Source organism: Ructibacterium gallinarum (genome assembly GCF_014982785.1).
GTDB lineage: Bacteria > Bacillota > Clostridia > Monoglobales > Monoglobaceae > Ructibacterium > Ructibacterium gallinarum.
The window spans coordinates 1-14,521 of sequence record NZ_JADCKB010000008.1 but is presented as its reverse complement, the minus strand read 5'-3'; the positions used below and the strand labels follow the sequence as shown (position 1 = coordinate 14,521).

The following is a 14,521-nucleotide window of genomic DNA, read 5'->3' as shown; positions in this document are numbered from 1 at the left end:
TATGAATGGCATAACAGAACTTGCAAAGCTGCTGAAAGAACGGAATAACCAAACGGAGTATTCACCGGTATTTGGAAAGATTATCGGACTGCCGGATACCAAAATCCAAGTAAATGAAAAAATCATTTTAACAGAGGAATATCTTGTATCTTGCACTGCATACAAACAGCAGGACGATGAAGGCAATTATATCAATTTGAATAAGACCGCTGTCCTCCTCCCTTACAGTGCAGATCAGAAATATATCATGATTGGGGTGCTGCTTTGATGTTTCCGAAAACGGACACAGTTTTAACACGGGTGGAAACACCCGCTCAAACCGGTACAAGAAGCTATTTATTTGACTTTAACAAAGGGGATTTTGTCGTCCGGGACGGTAAACTTGTAGAGTGCGATGGGATGGACGCGCTGAAGGTGTGGATTGAAAAAATCCTGAAAACAGAAAAAGGCCGATACCGGATTTATGACGGTACGGGTTATGGCTGCCAGCTGGAAGACTTGATTATCGGCAATACCTATACCTTGGAATTTACAGAAGCGGAGCTAAAGCGAGAGGTTGAGGAAGCAATTTTGAAAAACCCGCTCGTAATCTCCGTTTCCAATTTCACACTGACAAAAACTGCAAATGCGCTCACGATACAAATAGAGGTGAAGACAAATGACACAGCAGGAGATATTATCACGGTTACTATCTGAAGTATCAGACGAGTTCGACAAATCAGCCGGCTCGTTTTTTTATGACGCACAAAAACCGGTGGCAATGGAACTGGAGGGCATTTATGCAGACATGGAAAGTATACTCAAAAACGGTTTTGCTTTGACTGCTTCCGGGACATATTTGGACAGCAAGGTGGCGGAACAAGGATTAACACGCAAGGGCGCTGTGAGCGCCACGGTTTTGCTCACCATCAAGGGATCACCCGGTGCAAAAGTTTCCGTCGGTGACAAAGCGGCATCCGACGCGCTTGTCTTTTCCATCATGGAAAATGCGGTGCTTGACAGCAGCGGCTTGGCGGTTGTTCAGGCGCAATGCGATGCTTTTGGTAAGATTGGCAATGTTCCAATCGGCGCGGTCAACCGCTTTCCCGTCACGCTGCCGGGGTTGGTATCTGTTACCAACGAGGAGGCGGCGTCCGGCGGGTTTGACGAGGAAACCGATGATGAACTGAGAGAGAGGTATTTTGAAAAGGTGTCCCTTCCGGCAACGAGCGGCAGCAAATACCATTATGTGATGTGGGCAAAGGAAGTCAGCGGCGTGGGAGACGCAAAGTGCCTTCCGCTCTGGAACGGGAACGGGACGGTCAAGGTTGTGATCATCAACGCAGACAAGGGCGCGGCAAGCAGCGAACTCATTAGCGCTGTCAAGCAGCACATCGAGGAAAGCCGTCCCATCGGCGCGGAAGTGACGGTCGAGAGCGCCGTGCCGCTGGTGGTTAACGTATCTGTTTCGCTGGTGCTTGCAAACGGTGTTGATACGCAAACCGCAAAGGAAAAAATATCCGAGTCCATTGCCAAATACATCAAGAAAAACGCCTTTGCCAACGCATATATTTCCTACGCGCAGATTGGCGGATGCATTTTAGACTGCAGCGAGGTACTCGATTACAGCAACCTGAAAATCAATGGCGGTATGGAAAATATTGAAATTGCCGAAACACAGGTCCCGGCATTGGGGGTGGTTACGATTGAAGAATAAACTGCCCGCATATTATCGGAAGTCCAAAGTCATGCAGGAACTCATGCAAAGCTTAGAACTGGAAATGGAACGTTTACGGTCGGCTGTGCAGCTGACAGGAAATCAGTTTTTTGTCCTGCTGGCAGACAAAAACTTAAGCGAGCACGAAGAGGATGTGGGACTCAACCCTGACTTGTCAACCGACTTTGAGTCACGACGCAGCCGCGTACTGTCAAGGCTGCGCGGAACAGGCACGGTCACCAAAACCATGATAAAAAATGTGGCGGCATCCTTTGTCAACGGTGAAATTGAAATTACCGAATACCCATCCCAGTATTTGTTTTCGGTGGCCTTTACCTCCAAACAGGGTATTCCGTACAATTTAGCGGATATACAGAACATGATTGAAGAAATTAAGCCGGCACATCTGGCGGTGGAATATATCTTTACCTATCGGCTGTGGCAGGATGTAAAAAATGAACTTGCAAATTGGAGCGAGGTGCAGACCTACAGCTGGGAAGGGCTTTTGACATTTCAGGTAAAAAACAATATCAACATCATTGACGGCGTCCCGTACTACTGCCCGGATGATAACGGAAACAGCGTGGTGGTATGGAATGAATCAAAAGCATACGCGAGGAGGAATGCATAATGGCAGAAATTCACCCAAACGATATCGGGCTTGCCACTTTCGCTGATGTGGGAGATGTAAGCGGCCTGAAAACCAAGGCAAAAACCTTGGTAGGCGCAGTGAACGAACTGTGCGGTGAAGAGTATGGAGCCAATAAAATAATAGGTGTGCAGCTGTATATTGATGGTGAAAACAATGTTATCATCGGTGAAAACAATGTTGTGCATGGGAATGATAATTTAATCATTGGCTCAAATAATGTCATAAATGGCAGCGGACATAATTTGATTCAAAGCGGGAAAAACATTTATGCCGCATTTGATATCAGTTTTGAAAGTATTGATTTAGATACCGGAAGAATTTACTACTATATGTATTCCGGTGACTCACAGCAACTCCCGTTTGCCGCCGGCGATAAGGTTGCGCTGACTGTATACATAAGCTGGACAAACTCGGATTATACGGATTATATATCGGTCGAAACAGAACGAAAAATTTATGAGATTCAAGAAGTGAATACAAGCGGAAATTACATTACTTTTACGGATTTTGATATTTCCCCGGAGCCGCCGGATGATATCCATACAAAGTTAGATTACTACTATGTTTCTACACTTATCCCGCTGAATGAATCGTACATACTGGACAATGCGTTAAAAAATGCGGTTTGTATGGGAAATTCCGCAACAGGCTCTAAAAGTGTGACAGTAAACAACGGCACTGCGTCAGGATACAGCAGCTTTGCCGCAAACAGCGGTTCAGCATCCGGGTCATCTTCAGCGGCATTTAATTTAGGAAAGTCGGAGGGGACGTATTCCTTTGCCGCCAATTCTAGCATGGCAAAAATGGAACGCTCGGCCGCATTTAACAGTGCATACTGCTATGCACCGTATTCCTTCGCCGCCGGATATTACAGCAGAGTATTTGGACGCGCCTTAAAATGTGAATCTCTTGATACAACTGCCAAAAAGCTCACACTGGAGAGCGGTCAGAATGTATCAAGCATTACAGGCAAAAAAATATTTATCAGATGCTATAACACCAATAACACTTTTCTGCTGCGTGAAGCGACGATTGCTTCGGTCAGCGGAAATGTGCTGACCCTAACAGACGTTTCATTTATTTCCGGATCATACGCTGAAAAGCTGCTGCCGGATAAGCTGGCTTATGTAGCGGACACTTCAACGACCTATGGAACCAGCAATTTCGCCGGCGGATATTACAGTGTTGCAGCATCCAAATATTCACTCGGATATGGGCGGTATGTATCTGCTTCTCATGAGAATTCGGTGATTTTTGGGAAGTACGGCGTTACGGACAGCGCAAATTCCCTTGCGCTCGCAAACGGTACGTCTGTCCAAAGCCAGGGGCTTGCGTTTAAGGTATTATCCAGCGGCGCAGTCCATGCGGACGCCGCATATACCACGCCCTGCGCGGACTATGCAGAGTTTTTTGAATGGGCGGATGGAAATCCGGACGGTGAGGACAGAGCCGGGTATTTCGTAAAACTTAATGGGGATAAAATTGTGAAATGCGGCGGGTTTGACACACCGCTTGGTGTTGTTTCTGCCGCACCCGCCATCATTGGCGACAGCGGCGAGCTGCACTGGCACGGGAAATTTGCAACGGATGATTTCGGCCGCGTACAGTACCATGACGTCACAGTCCCGGCAGAGCTTGACGAGGACGGGAATATAATCGCAGAAGAACACATAGAGCGTCAGCCTGTTTTAAATCCGGAATGGGATAATACTACCGAGTATGTCCCGAGAAAAGACAGAAAAGAATGGGCGGCTGTCGGCGTGCTTGGAAAATTGGTCGTCTATGACGACGGTACATTACAAAGCGGTGATTTATGCCGCTGCGGTGAAAACGGAACTGCGGTAAAGTCAGTTAAAAACGGGTATCCTGTTCTCAAACGAATCTCGGACGATAAAGTCCTGATATGGCTGAAATGAGGTGATTGTAAATGCCAAAAGCAACAATGAATTATGGTTTAAAGAAGCCGCTGTACTCTGAAAATGCCGACATAGCCGTGATTAATGAGGGACTTGATATGCTGGACGAAGCGCTGACGCCGTCTGTTTCATCAGCATCCTCGCCGACAAGCTCTTCTGCTAAAGGAAAGCTGGAGGTAGTGCTGGGCTGGCTTGCCAACCGCATCAAGGCTATAACCGGGAAATCCTCCTGGCAGGCAGCTCCGGCAGTTACTTTGGAGGAATGCAATGAACATATTCAAAACGGGACACACCGGAATGCCACCACATCAATAAGCGGGTTTATGAGTTCCTCCGACAAATCCAAACTGGACAACGCCACAAGCTCCTATACGGCAAGCAGACTTATGCTCCGCGACAGCTACGGCCGTGCGAAGGTGCAGTCCCCGTCCTCTTCCTACGATATTGCAAACAAGACCTATGTAGACAGCAATTTTGTCAGGAAGAACGCGGCGACAACCATGACCGCCAGGCTGACCGCGCAGTCCAACACATCATATACCACAAAGCAGGTACGAAACATTGTATTCTGGACAAGCGGAACAACACCCCCGGCTACAAGCTACGGAGATGTTGTAATCAAAACATTCTGAGGTGACTTATGGCAAATGTAAAGTTTCAATATGACTACCCCTACTGCGGACAGAACGAAAAGGCACGGTACGGCGCACAGTGGGCGGAATCATCTACTACCTTAAATGGGTGTACCACTTATGCAATGGTGTTTAATAACACTGTCCCCGGCTGCAGGCATATCAAGGTAGAAATAGAGATTGAAAACACCGGTTCCGGGACGGTGCTGGGGCGCAGCTGGGATTTTAAAATCCGCAAATCCAGCGGCAGCTGGTCGGATTTAAAGGTCTTTACCATGCCCGACGATGGCATATATACAGTGGACTGCGATGTTTCCGGCTATGATATTACCCAGATTGCCTGCGTACCCTCTTCCAACCCCGGTTCCAGCCGGACATGGAACAGCTGGTTTTCTGTCGAGCAGCTGACGATTACTGAAAGCGTGCCGCTTGAGGAGCTTTCAACCGGAACGTTCATGTACGGTATTTTCCCAAACCGTGCCGGGGTATCTCAGGAAATCACCGAAGTGTTTGCAAACGTGGGAGGGGTTTTGCAGCCTGTAACAGATGTGCTGGTTAATATCGGCGGAACATTAACTTCCGTTCCTCCGGTACATTCCGCCCATTTAAAAACTACTTCCGAGAAAATGACGCTGTATGGGTTCACGCCGTCAGACAGCGGAACGTATAAAATATGCCAAAAGAAACTATCCGGTGACCATGAAATCCGTCTGTACAGCGAGGATTTTGAAGAATTGTCCGACGGATATTTTTACAGTAAAAGTGTTTCCCTGACGGCAGGGACGCTTTATTATATTACGGTTACACACTATTATAACGAAACAGATGAAAGCGAAAGCGATCTGCAAATTTATAAGGAGGCATGATTTTGATGAAAGGATTATGGAGTACCATTCAGGTTATATTCAGCTTAGTCGGAGGCTGGCTCGGCTGGTTCCTCGGCGGATGCGACGGGCTTTTATACGCGCTGATCGCATTTGTTGTTTTAGACTATGTCACGGGGCTTATGTGTGCTGTTAGTGACAAGACGCTGTCCAGCGAGGTCGGCTTCAAGGGAATCTGCCGTAAGGTGCTGATTTTCTTTTTGGTAGGCATCGGAAATATTTTAGACGCAAATGTAATTGGCAACGGCAGTATTTTAAGGACAGCCGTTGTTTTTTTCTACCTCTCCAACGAAGGCGTATCCATTTTAGAAAACGCCGCACACTTAGGCTTGCCGGTACCGCAGAAAATGAAAGAGGTGCTGGAGCAGCTACACAACCGCGGAAAGAAAGAGGATGGTAAAAATGAAGGTGAATAAAACACAGATTGCATACAACAGGACAAGACGGGCGCAGCGACCGCAGTACATAGTCATTCATGATACGGGGAATCCCGGCAGGGGCGCAAATGCGGACTCGCATTTCCGTTATTTCAACGGCGGGAACAGAAACTCCAGCGCGGATTTTTTTGTGGATGACACGCAGATACTGCAGGTCAACAACTATTTGTCTTATTATACTTGGCACTGCGGTGACGGCAAAGGTAGATATGGTATCACCAACGCCAACTCACTGGGGATTGAGATCTGTATCAACAGCGACGGTGATTACGATAAAGCCTTTGACAATGCGGTATGGCTTGCCAAAAAACTGATGACGGAGCTTGCTATCCCTATAAACAGTGTTGTCCGTCACTACGATGCCAGCCGCAAAAACTGTCCAGCTTCCATGAGTAACAACAACTGGGCGCTGTGGAGCAAATTTAAAAAGAGACTAACTGAGGAGGATATTGATATGGAAAAACTAAATGCAATCGAAAAGGACGTGGCACAGCTGAAAACAGACGTTTCCGCGCTGAAAAACAAAATGATTTATGCTTGGGTTGACGATAACATGCCGGACTGGGCGAAACCTACCATTACAAAGCTTATGCGCAAGGGTTACCTAAAGGGTGACGAGGAAGGCAAGCTGAATCTGGATGACAATATGCTCCGGATGCTTGTCATTAACGACCGCGCCGGCCTTTACGACTAATCTTAAAAATATGCCTGTGAGGATTTTTCCCTGCAGGCATTATTTTTTTGCAAAGAACCTCATATTTTCATGATTCCGTGGCCTTATTATGAAACAACATTTATGAAAGTGAGGCTATGAGATTGAAAGAACAGGAAAAACAAAAAGTGTTAACACTATACTGCCAGGGACTCGGATACAGACGAATTGCCGTCATTACAGGGATTTCCCCTAACACGATAAAGTCCTATTGTCAGCGGCATCTTGCTAAGAATGCAAAAGCGTGTAAACAGTGCGGACGTGCGGTCCGGCAAATGCCGCACAGAAAAGAAAAACAGTTTTGCTCTGATCGGTGCAGGATGAAGTGGTGGAACGCGCATCCTTCAGCAGGAAACCGCAAAGCCTATTATTCCCTTATCTGCAAATACTGCGGGCGGGAATTTGAAAGCTACGGAAATAATAAGAGAAAATTTTGTTCCAGACATTGTTATGACCTTTCCCGCAAAGGGGTGACGGGCAATGCATGACGGATACTATGCAAGGGTCTGCGAATATAAACAGATTATGCTGCTGGCAAAAGCCATGCTGCGTCAGGGGATTATTTCGGCAAAAGACTACGCTCAAATTGATAAAATAATTGCCCGAAAAAAAGGCATAAATTCGTGCAGTTTATACCGGGAAATTCCTTGATATATCAAAGGGTTAGAGGTAATATGACATACTGGAAAGGAGGTATGACAATGCAAAGAGACATTAAAAAATTGGACGTTAAAATCCCGTCTTTGCCAAAGGCAAAACAGGTTGCCGCCTATGCGCGCGTATCCAGTGAAAAGGACGCTATGCTCCATTCACTTTCCGCACAAATCAGTTATTACAGCCAGATGATTCAGTCGCATAACGGCTGGATTTATCGCGGTGTTTATTCGGATGAGGCAAAGACAGGTACTAAGGAATCGCGGCAGGGGTTTCAAGATTTACTTGCTGAATGCCGGGCCGGGAGAATTGATATGGTTATTACAAAATCCATATCCCGATTTGCACGGAACACGGTTACACTGCTGGAAACGGTCAGGGAACTGAAAGCTATGGGTGTGGATGTATTTTTCGAGGAGCAAAATATTCATTCCATTAGCACGGAAGGCGAATTTCTGCTTACACTGCTCGCTTCCTACGCCCAGGAGGAAAGCCTGTCGGCGAGTGAAAATCAGAAATGGCAGATTCGGAAAGCCTTTGAAAAGGGGGAACTGGTAAACATTCGGTTTATGTATGGGTTCCATGTTGAAAAGGGCTCCATGCTCCCACACCCGAAACAGGCGACTATTGTCGATGAGCTTTATGACCGGCTGCTTGCCTATGAAAGCTGCAGCAGCATAGCAAAAGACCTGGAGAGAAGAGGGATACGCGGCGTTTTGGGCGGTAAATGGACAGCAACGCGCGTGATTGAAATTATAAAAAATGAAAAAAATGTGGGAGATTCCCTTGGTCAGAAAAAATACCGCAACAACCATCTGGATAAGAAACTTGTCAAGAACCGGGGAGAGTTGCCAATGTACTATGCCGAGGGTACACATACCGGTATCGTGGACAGCGAGAAGTTTGAAAAAGCGCAACGCATTCTTGAGGAGCGAAAACGGAACCGAAAGCCTGCTAAGCCCATCACCCATTCTGTTTTTACCAGCCTTATTTACTGCCCGCATTGTGGAAAGAATTACAGAAAGGTGACTACAAACGGTTCTGTCGGCTGGAATTGCCCTACATATATTTCGGATGGGAAAGATGTTTGCTTTGGAAAGAAAATACCTGATGATACCCTCTCCAAAGTCACGGCAGAAGTTTTGCAAATGGCGGCATTCGATCCGCAAGCGGTTTCAGAACAGATTCGGAGAATCATCGTTCCACAGCCTAATCATCTGGTTTTTGAATTTAAGAATGGGCGCCATATAGAAAAAGTGTGGGCTGACCGTTCCAGAAAGGATAGCTGGACACCGGAAATGAAAGAAGCGGCCCGCCAAAAAGCATTAAAAAGACATAGAGGTGAAAGCGTATGGCAAGAAAAGTAACCGTAATACCGCCGAGCATACAGCCCTGGACAGGAGCGGCGCTTCATGCGGCAGCACGGAAAAAAGTGGCTGCCTATGCCCGCGTCTCTACTGACAGCAAAGAACAAAAAACCAGTTACGCTGCGCAAGTGGAACATTACACAAAATATATCCAGTCCAAGCCAGAATGGGAATTTGTAAAAGTCTATACGGACGAGGGTATTACTGCCGTAAATACAAAGCGCCGTGATGGTTTTAAAGATATGGTCAAAGACGCTTTGGATGGAAAAATAGACCTTATTGTCACAAAGTCTGTCAGCAGGTTTGCGCGCAACACCGTGGACAGCCTGGTTACTGTGCGCAAGCTAAAAGCACATGGCGTCGAGATTTATTTTGAAAAGGAAAACATCTATACGCTCGATAGCAAGGGTGAACTTTTGATCACGATTATGTCCAGTATCGCCCAGGAGGAAAGCCGTTCTATTTCCGAGAATGTTACTTGGGGGCAAAGAAAACGGTTTGCAGACGGAAAAATAAGCCTTGCTTACAAAAACTTCCTTGGATTTGAAAAAGGAAAAGATAACCTGCCTAAAATTGTAGATGAACAGGCAAAAGTCGCACGCAGGCTTTATTCCCTGTTTATGCGAGGCAAAACGCCGTACCTAATAGCGCAGATTTTTACCAGTGAAGGAATCCCAACGCCTGCTGGGAAAACAGTGTGGCATCCAAGCACTGTTCTGAGTATTTTAACAAACGAAAAATACAAAGGGGATGCACGGCTCCAGAAAACCTTTACAGTGGATTTTTTAACCAAGAAAAAGAAATTAAACGAGGGTGAGGTTCCTCAATACTATATCGAAAACAGCCATGAACCAATTATAAACCCTATCGAGTTTGATTGGGTTCAGGCGGAAATTGCGCGGAGAAAAAAGCTCGGAAAGAATTACAGCGGAAAAAGCGTGTTGTCAGCAAAGCTCATCTGTGCGGATTGCGGTTCGTTTTTTGGTCCTAAAGTATGGCAGTCCAATACCAAATACCGCAAAACAATCTGGCAGTGCAACGGTAAATTTAAGGAACCGCACAAATGCAGTACACCTCACGTTACAGAGGATGAAATAAAGCAAAAGTTTTTATGGGCGTATAATATGCTTGTGTTTGAGAAAGATACCCTTTTGGAAAATTGCAGGGTCATGCAGGACGCTATTTGCGATTGCACCGATTTAAACACAAAGCTGGATCGCTTGTATCGAGAGCTGGAGGTCCTGACTGAATTGGTTAGAAAATGCGTCAACGAGAATGCTCAAGTAGCATTAAATCAAACAGAGTACCTAAAACGTTACAATGGTTATGTAGAAGATTATGAACAGCTAAAGAGTAAAATAGAAGTTTTGGAAAAAGAGAAAACGGAGAGAAAAGAAAAGGCGGATTTTATCGGCGGGTTCATGTTTGAGGTCAGCGAATTTGGCAACGCCATAGAGGTGTTTGACGAGCAGCTCTGGATGATGGCTGTTCATCAGGTGATTGTCCACCCTGACGGCAAGTTGACCTTCCAATTCTGGAATGGAGAAAAGCTTGAGATATAAAAAAATGCCCATGAGTCTTATGCTACAGCTCATGGACATTTTGCTGTCTTTATGTGAGGTGTATTTTGAGTAAATGGGGCGCAAAATTATCAAATAAGGTGCCGTTTATTATAATTAACGTGCTTTGCCACGTCGGAACGGACTATGCTCCGTTCCGATTTTTCTTTATAAAGAAAAATCAGTCACGCGCTCCGTCGTTCCTCCTCCTTCCCAAAAAAATGCCGGCGCCTACCCGGCCATTTTTTGGGAGCCCTGCGCCCGAAGAACCCGGGCGCCAAAGCGCAAAAATTTCATTTCCATGCCGTCCGGGAGAGGCATGACGGAACCGGGTTCGGCGCATTATTCAAAATGAAATTTTTGTGCAGATATATCGCCGAAATGGACTGCGCTATTTGCGCTTTGCCCAGAAGCGTAAACGCTTCACCACTGCCGAACAAGTTTGAGGAAAAATGTCATTTCAGCCCGAAGCCGCAGGTTGGGCGAAAAATAAGTGCCCGTCCGCTTTTGCGGGAGCCCTGTGAAATCATGGCCTTTGCTCCGTTCTTCCTTTTTCGTGAAAAAGTACGTTCACGTCAGCTATTGGCTTGCAAGCGCGCTCATGTGGTTCACTGCCGCTTTTTCACGAATATGCGCCTGCGGCGCGGTGGTATCTATATTGTTCGCGAAAGCCGCGTTGAAGCAAAATTTTTCTTTGTCAGGGCAGGGCGTCTGTGTTTGAAAAATCTCCGCGCCTGCCCGTGACAGAATCTGCAGATTATTTTTGGGTCAGCATATCATAGCGTTTTTTAGAAGAAAAGCATATTTTAAAATAATAATCCCATATGGCCTCTTTTTCCTCTTCGTTTTCTGCCTTTTTCTGCAACTCGTTGATAAGGGCAAGCACCTTTTCATGATAAAACATTTCATATGTATGCCGTGCCTTTGCCTGCGTCAGACGCAGTTCCTTTGCAATCGCCGCAAAGGACGCTTTTTCTTTGTCCCGCAGTTCGATGACGCGATCCACTGTTTTTTTGCTCAGCTTGGATTTATATGGGGGCAGGTTTTTGATGAACTGTGCCGGCATACCGGGCTCCCCGTCTCGATATGCAGTCAAAATATCTTGATATTTCTTTTCCAAATATGCGCAGGCATATATCCAGTCTTGATAGCATTCATAAGCGCTGTGATATAAATTTTTCATTTGAGAAAAATCTTCACCTTCAGCCACTGCCGCAATGTGATTGATGTACAGATGTATTTGTTTTAGTTTCACTTTATAGTATAAATGAATTACTCTTGAAGCAGATATATCAAACTCTTTTGCAATCTTGGCAAAGGAACTGCCGTGCTGATCCCGAATCAGCATAATTTCATAGGCACGCTTGTCCTGTTTGATTACGTCATACGGAATATCTTTTAACATATTGACCTCTCCTTTTTTAATTATACTAATACAAATATCTCATGTTAGTAAATTATACCGCTTATTTTATGAATATGCAAGTATAATCGGTAATTTAATCGTTATAATTACCGATTAAATGAGCATACAATAAAAAAGGGTGATAACATGTATGAAAAATTTATACGTGACAGGATTTCTGAATTAAGGCTCAAAAAAGGTGTTTCAGAATATAAAATGAGTACCGATATGGGGCACAGCAAAAGCTATATACAAAGCATAACCTCCGGCAGGTCACTGCCTTCTCTTGGTGAATTTTTATTTATGTGCGAATATTTTGAAATAACGCCGAAAGAATTTTTTGATGATGAGATCAAAGAGCCGATGCTTGTTCAAAAGGCCATGGATGGTATTAAAAATATGGATGAAAAGGATTTAAATATTTTGATTACATTGATTGACCGGCTCAATGAAAAAGAACAGTAATTTTGCGTTGTATTTATAAAGTTTGCAAACCATTCCTTTTGCAGTAATTATTTGCGCTGTCAGGGCAGGGCGTCTGTGTTTGAAAAATCTCCGCGCCTGCCCGTGACAGAATCTGCAGATTATTTTTGGGTCAGCATATCATAGCGTTTTTTAGAAGAAAAGCATATTTTAAAATAATAATCCCATATGGCTTCCTTTTCCTCTTCGTTTTCTGCCTTTTTCTGTAACTCGTTGATCAGGGCAAGCACCTTTTTGTGATAAAACATTTCATATGTATGCCGTGCCTTTGCCTGGGTCAGGTGCAACTCCTTTGCGATTGCTGTAAAGGAAGCTTTTTTCTTGTCCCGCAGTTCGATGACGCGATCCACTGTTTTTTTGCTCAGCTTGGATTTATATGGGGGCAGGTTTTTGATGAACTGTGCCGGCATACCGGGCTCCCCGTCTCGATATGCAGTCAAAATATCTTGATATTTCTTTTCCAAATATGCGCAGGCATATATCCAGTCTTGATAGCATTCATAAGCGCTGTGATATACATTTTTAATTTGAGAAAAACTTTCATCTTCAGCCACTGCCGCAATGTGATTGATGTATAGGTGTATTTGTTTCAGTTTTACTTTGTTGTATATTTGTACTGTTCTTGAAACAGATATATCAAACTCTTTTGCGATATTGGCAAATGTATTGCCGTGCTGATCCCGAAGCAACAGGATCTCATAGGCACGCTTGTCCTGTTTGATTACGTCATATGGAATATCTTTTAACATATCAATCTCTCCCTTTCATTCATGAATTATCCATACTTGCATTTTTCATAATCTTAATGCGACGAATGTTTGTATAATTTTCTTAATAAGATAATATTATATTCTTAAAAAGATTTTGTCAAGATATTTTATCGCATTAAGAGAATATCAACATTCTCTCAAAAAGAAATGATATGATTTGCTTATCTTTAAAAGATAAGGATGGTGTCTTATATGGATTTTGCAACGAGATTATACGAACTAAGAGAAAACGCGAACCTAAAACAAACAGAGCTTGCTGAAAAGGTTGCACTAAAATCAAGTGCTATTTCTAAGTATGAAAAAGGATTAACACAACCAAGCATAGATACGTTAATCAAATTTGCTGAACTTTTCCATGTGAGTACCGACTATTTGCTTGGTATATCCAGCATACCTAATCCTTATACCACAGAAAATTTTACCCCAAAAGAAGCGGATATCATTTTAAGATTTCGTCGTTTATCGAAAGAAAACCAAATTCGTATTGATGAAAGAATCAATGCACTGTTAGATAATCAGAAGTGAAGTGAGAACACCGGTCTAGGCTGTTATTGACTTGTCCTCTAAAAGAGGCATTGAATTTTATTATTGCATTATGCGCCCAGTCATTTATAAAAAGGTAAAACTTTGTTATTTTAATTTGCGATAAAATTTATTTGAGAGGGTGGTAAAATGTTGCGCTTAAAAGAATTAAGAGAACAGAGAGGTCTAAATCAAGAAGGATTGGCTCAAAAACTTAACGTTTCTCAATCTACAATCAGCGCATATGAAACAGGCGAAAGAGTGCCGGATTTCAATGCTGCAATTAAAATAGCAAATTTTTTTCATGTTTCACTTGACTATTTAGCGGGTTTATCTAACGTAAAATTGCAAATAATGGAAAGCGATTTATCCCCGGATGAGTTGGAGCATTTACACATTTACAGGCAGTTAGGTGATACGGACAAAGAAAAGATAAAAGCATATATTGACGGTTTGCAAAGCAGAGATTAACAAATACTATGCTTTTTAACAAAATGTGTAAGGTTTTGTAGAACTATAATGTTTAGAAGAGTTATTTGATTGACAAGCCAAGCTTTAAAAATTTTCTAAATATTCTAATATTATCTAATATTAATTAATAAAAACACGTCCAGACTCGGACGTGTCAGACTGTAGAAAAACTCCTGCTCTCGTCTGAAAACAGGGGTTTTTCTATAGTATAAACCCACGTTTTTGCGTGGGTTACAGCCTGTCGAAAAAGCTCAGCAAAAGCTGGGCTTTTTGTTTGTTATGTGGTAAAATAAGGTTGGGTGATAAAAATGCTAAGAACAAACAAGAAAGAACGAAATCAAGTAGAAATATTTTCAATAGA

General features: G+C 43.9%; 19 protein-coding genes. 17 read left to right on the top strand and 2 right to left on the bottom strand.

The window, feature by feature from the left end; all coding sequences use genetic code 11:
• The first annotated feature begins 1 nt into the window (after position 1).
• The 14 genes from INF28_RS04960 to INF28_RS04895 all read left to right on the top strand — a co-directional run bounded on the left by INF28_RS04960 (position 2) and on the right by INF28_RS04895 (position 11,253).
• On the top strand, positions 2 to 268 hold the full coding sequence (locus INF28_RS04960) for a DUF2577 family protein (RefSeq protein WP_177657906.1): 267 nt from the start codon (positions 2 to 4) through the stop codon (positions 266 to 268).
• A complete protein-coding gene (locus INF28_RS04955) occupies positions 268 to 696 on the top strand; it encodes a DUF2634 domain-containing protein (protein WP_226392363.1) in 429 nt (142 codons plus the stop codon). Before INF28_RS04960 ends, INF28_RS04955 begins: the two co-directional genes overlap by 1 nt.
• Positions 659 to 1,696 (top strand): baseplate J/gp47 family protein, encoded by a 1,038-nt coding sequence (locus INF28_RS04950; RefSeq protein WP_177657908.1) that lies wholly within the window; start codon positions 659 to 661, stop codon positions 1,694 to 1,696. Before INF28_RS04955 ends, INF28_RS04950 begins: the two co-directional genes overlap by 38 nt.
• The gene (locus tag INF28_RS04945) at positions 1,686 to 2,327 is read left to right on the top strand and encodes a putative phage tail protein (RefSeq protein ID WP_177657909.1); all 642 of its coding nucleotides are present in this window, start codon (positions 1,686 to 1,688) and stop codon (positions 2,325 to 2,327) included. The genes INF28_RS04950 and INF28_RS04945 overlap by 11 nt, the downstream gene beginning before the upstream one ends.
• Positions 2,327 to 4,264, top strand: coding sequence for a peptidase G2 autoproteolytic cleavage domain-containing protein (locus INF28_RS04940; protein WP_226392362.1), 1,938 nt, complete (start codon positions 2,327 to 2,329; stop codon positions 4,262 to 4,264). Before INF28_RS04945 ends, INF28_RS04940 begins: the two co-directional genes overlap by 1 nt.
• 11 nt (positions 4,265 to 4,275) lie before the next feature.
• On the top strand, positions 4,276 to 4,896 hold the full coding sequence (locus INF28_RS04935) for a hypothetical protein (RefSeq protein WP_177657911.1): 621 nt from the start codon (positions 4,276 to 4,278) through the stop codon (positions 4,894 to 4,896).
• An 8-nt stretch (positions 4,897 to 4,904) separates the two neighbouring features.
• Positions 4,905 to 5,762 (top strand): hypothetical protein, encoded by an 858-nt coding sequence (locus INF28_RS04930; protein WP_177657912.1) that lies wholly within the window; start codon positions 4,905 to 4,907, stop codon positions 5,760 to 5,762.
• A gap of 5 nt (positions 5,763 to 5,767) precedes the next feature.
• Complete coding sequence (locus tag INF28_RS04925) at positions 5,768 to 6,196, top strand: phage holin family protein (RefSeq protein ID WP_177657917.1); 429 nt, start codon at positions 5,768 to 5,770, stop codon at positions 6,194 to 6,196.
• Positions 6,183 to 6,911 carry a peptidoglycan recognition protein family protein gene (locus tag INF28_RS04920; RefSeq protein WP_177657913.1) on the top strand — a complete coding sequence of 243 codons (729 nt, stop codon included), beginning with the start codon at positions 6,183 to 6,185 and terminating at the stop codon, positions 6,909 to 6,911. Before INF28_RS04925 ends, INF28_RS04920 begins: the two co-directional genes overlap by 14 nt.
• A gap of 116 nt (positions 6,912 to 7,027) precedes the next feature.
• Positions 7,028 to 7,417 carry a sigma factor-like helix-turn-helix DNA-binding protein gene (locus INF28_RS04915; RefSeq protein ID WP_226392361.1) on the top strand — a complete coding sequence of 130 codons (390 nt, stop codon included), beginning with the start codon at positions 7,028 to 7,030 and terminating at the stop codon, positions 7,415 to 7,417.
• On the top strand, positions 7,410 to 7,580 hold the full coding sequence (locus tag INF28_RS04910; protein ID WP_177657914.1) for an SHOCT domain-containing protein: 171 nt from the start codon (positions 7,410 to 7,412) through the stop codon (positions 7,578 to 7,580). The genes INF28_RS04915 and INF28_RS04910 overlap by 8 nt, the downstream gene beginning before the upstream one ends.
• A 50-nt stretch (positions 7,581 to 7,630) precedes the next feature.
• The gene (locus INF28_RS04905) at positions 7,631 to 8,950 is read left to right on the top strand and encodes a recombinase family protein (RefSeq protein ID WP_177657915.1); all 1,320 of its coding nucleotides are present in this window, start codon (positions 7,631 to 7,633) and stop codon (positions 8,948 to 8,950) included.
• Positions 8,935 to 10,512: a recombinase family protein gene (locus tag INF28_RS04900; RefSeq protein WP_177657916.1), complete on the top strand. Its 1,578-nt coding sequence runs from the start codon at positions 8,935 to 8,937 to the stop codon at positions 10,510 to 10,512. Before INF28_RS04905 ends, INF28_RS04900 begins: the two co-directional genes overlap by 16 nt.
• A gap of 243 nt (positions 10,513 to 10,755) precedes the next feature.
• Positions 10,756 to 11,253, top strand: coding sequence for a hypothetical protein (locus INF28_RS04895; RefSeq protein WP_226392360.1), 498 nt, complete (start codon positions 10,756 to 10,758; stop codon positions 11,251 to 11,253).
• Positions 11,254 to 11,266: 13 nt separating this feature from the next.
• Here INF28_RS04895 and INF28_RS04890 read toward each other — a convergent pair whose 3' ends face one another.
• Positions 11,267 to 11,914, bottom strand: coding sequence for a hypothetical protein (locus INF28_RS04890; protein WP_226392359.1), 648 nt, complete (start codon positions 11,912 to 11,914; stop codon positions 11,267 to 11,269).
• A 147-nt stretch (positions 11,915 to 12,061) separates the two neighbouring features.
• On the opposite strand from INF28_RS04890, the gene INF28_RS04885 reads away from it, so the two are divergent.
• Positions 12,062 to 12,379, top strand: coding sequence for a helix-turn-helix domain-containing protein (locus INF28_RS04885; protein ID WP_226392358.1), 318 nt, complete (start codon positions 12,062 to 12,064; stop codon positions 12,377 to 12,379).
• A 119-nt stretch (positions 12,380 to 12,498) separates the two neighbouring features.
• On the opposite strand, the gene INF28_RS04880 is transcribed toward INF28_RS04885, so the two are convergent.
• Complete coding sequence (locus INF28_RS04880; RefSeq protein ID WP_226392357.1) at positions 12,499 to 13,146, bottom strand: hypothetical protein; 648 nt, start codon at positions 13,144 to 13,146, stop codon at positions 12,499 to 12,501.
• A gap of 213 nt (positions 13,147 to 13,359) precedes the next feature.
• Between INF28_RS04880 and INF28_RS04875 the strand changes: the two genes are divergently transcribed.
• Complete coding sequence (locus tag INF28_RS04875) at positions 13,360 to 13,692, top strand: helix-turn-helix domain-containing protein (protein WP_226392356.1); 333 nt, start codon at positions 13,360 to 13,362, stop codon at positions 13,690 to 13,692.
• 147 nt (positions 13,693 to 13,839) lie between these two features.
• Positions 13,840 to 14,160: a helix-turn-helix transcriptional regulator gene (locus tag INF28_RS04870; protein ID WP_226392355.1), complete on the top strand. Its 321-nt coding sequence runs from the start codon at positions 13,840 to 13,842 to the stop codon at positions 14,158 to 14,160.
• Positions 14,161 to 14,521 lie beyond the last annotated feature (361 nt).

Bases quoted from the DNA above. Each gene is read 5' to 3' on its own strand.
- INF28_RS04960 (WP_177657906.1), top strand. From the start codon at position 2: ATGAATGGCATAACAGAACTTGCAAAGCTGCTGAAAGAACGGAATAAC.
- INF28_RS04955 (WP_226392363.1), top strand. From the start codon at position 268: ATGTTTCCGAAAACGGACACAGTTTTAACACGGGTGGAAACACCCGCT.
- INF28_RS04950 (WP_177657908.1), top strand. From the start codon at position 659: ATGACACAGCAGGAGATATTATCACGGTTACTATCTGAAGTATCAGAC.
- INF28_RS04940 (WP_226392362.1), top strand. From the start codon at position 2,327: ATGGCAGAAATTCACCCAAACGATATCGGGCTTGCCACTTTCGCTGAT.
- INF28_RS04935 (WP_177657911.1), top strand. From the start codon at position 4,276: ATGCCAAAAGCAACAATGAATTATGGTTTAAAGAAGCCGCTGTACTCT.
- INF28_RS04930 (WP_177657912.1), top strand. From the start codon at position 4,905: ATGGCAAATGTAAAGTTTCAATATGACTACCCCTACTGCGGACAGAAC.
- INF28_RS04925 (WP_177657917.1), top strand. From the start codon at position 5,768: ATGAAAGGATTATGGAGTACCATTCAGGTTATATTCAGCTTAGTCGGA.
- INF28_RS04920 (WP_177657913.1), top strand. From the start codon at position 6,183: ATGAAGGTGAATAAAACACAGATTGCATACAACAGGACAAGACGGGCG.
- INF28_RS04915 (WP_226392361.1), top strand. From the start codon at position 7,028: ATGAGATTGAAAGAACAGGAAAAACAAAAAGTGTTAACACTATACTGC.
- INF28_RS04910 (WP_177657914.1), top strand. From the start codon at position 7,410: ATGCATGACGGATACTATGCAAGGGTCTGCGAATATAAACAGATTATG.
- INF28_RS04905 (WP_177657915.1), top strand. From the start codon at position 7,631: ATGCAAAGAGACATTAAAAAATTGGACGTTAAAATCCCGTCTTTGCCA.
- INF28_RS04900 (WP_177657916.1), top strand. From the start codon at position 8,935: ATGGCAAGAAAAGTAACCGTAATACCGCCGAGCATACAGCCCTGGACA.
- INF28_RS04890 (WP_226392359.1), bottom strand. From the start codon at position 11,914: ATGTTAAAAGATATTCCGTATGACGTAATCAAACAGGACAAGCGTGCC.
- INF28_RS04885 (WP_226392358.1), top strand. From the start codon at position 12,062: ATGTATGAAAAATTTATACGTGACAGGATTTCTGAATTAAGGCTCAAA.
- INF28_RS04880 (WP_226392357.1), bottom strand. From the start codon at position 13,146: ATGTTAAAAGATATTCCATATGACGTAATCAAACAGGACAAGCGTGCC.
- INF28_RS04875 (WP_226392356.1), top strand. From the start codon at position 13,360: ATGGATTTTGCAACGAGATTATACGAACTAAGAGAAAACGCGAACCTA.
- INF28_RS04870 (WP_226392355.1), top strand. From the start codon at position 13,840: ATGTTGCGCTTAAAAGAATTAAGAGAACAGAGAGGTCTAAATCAAGAA.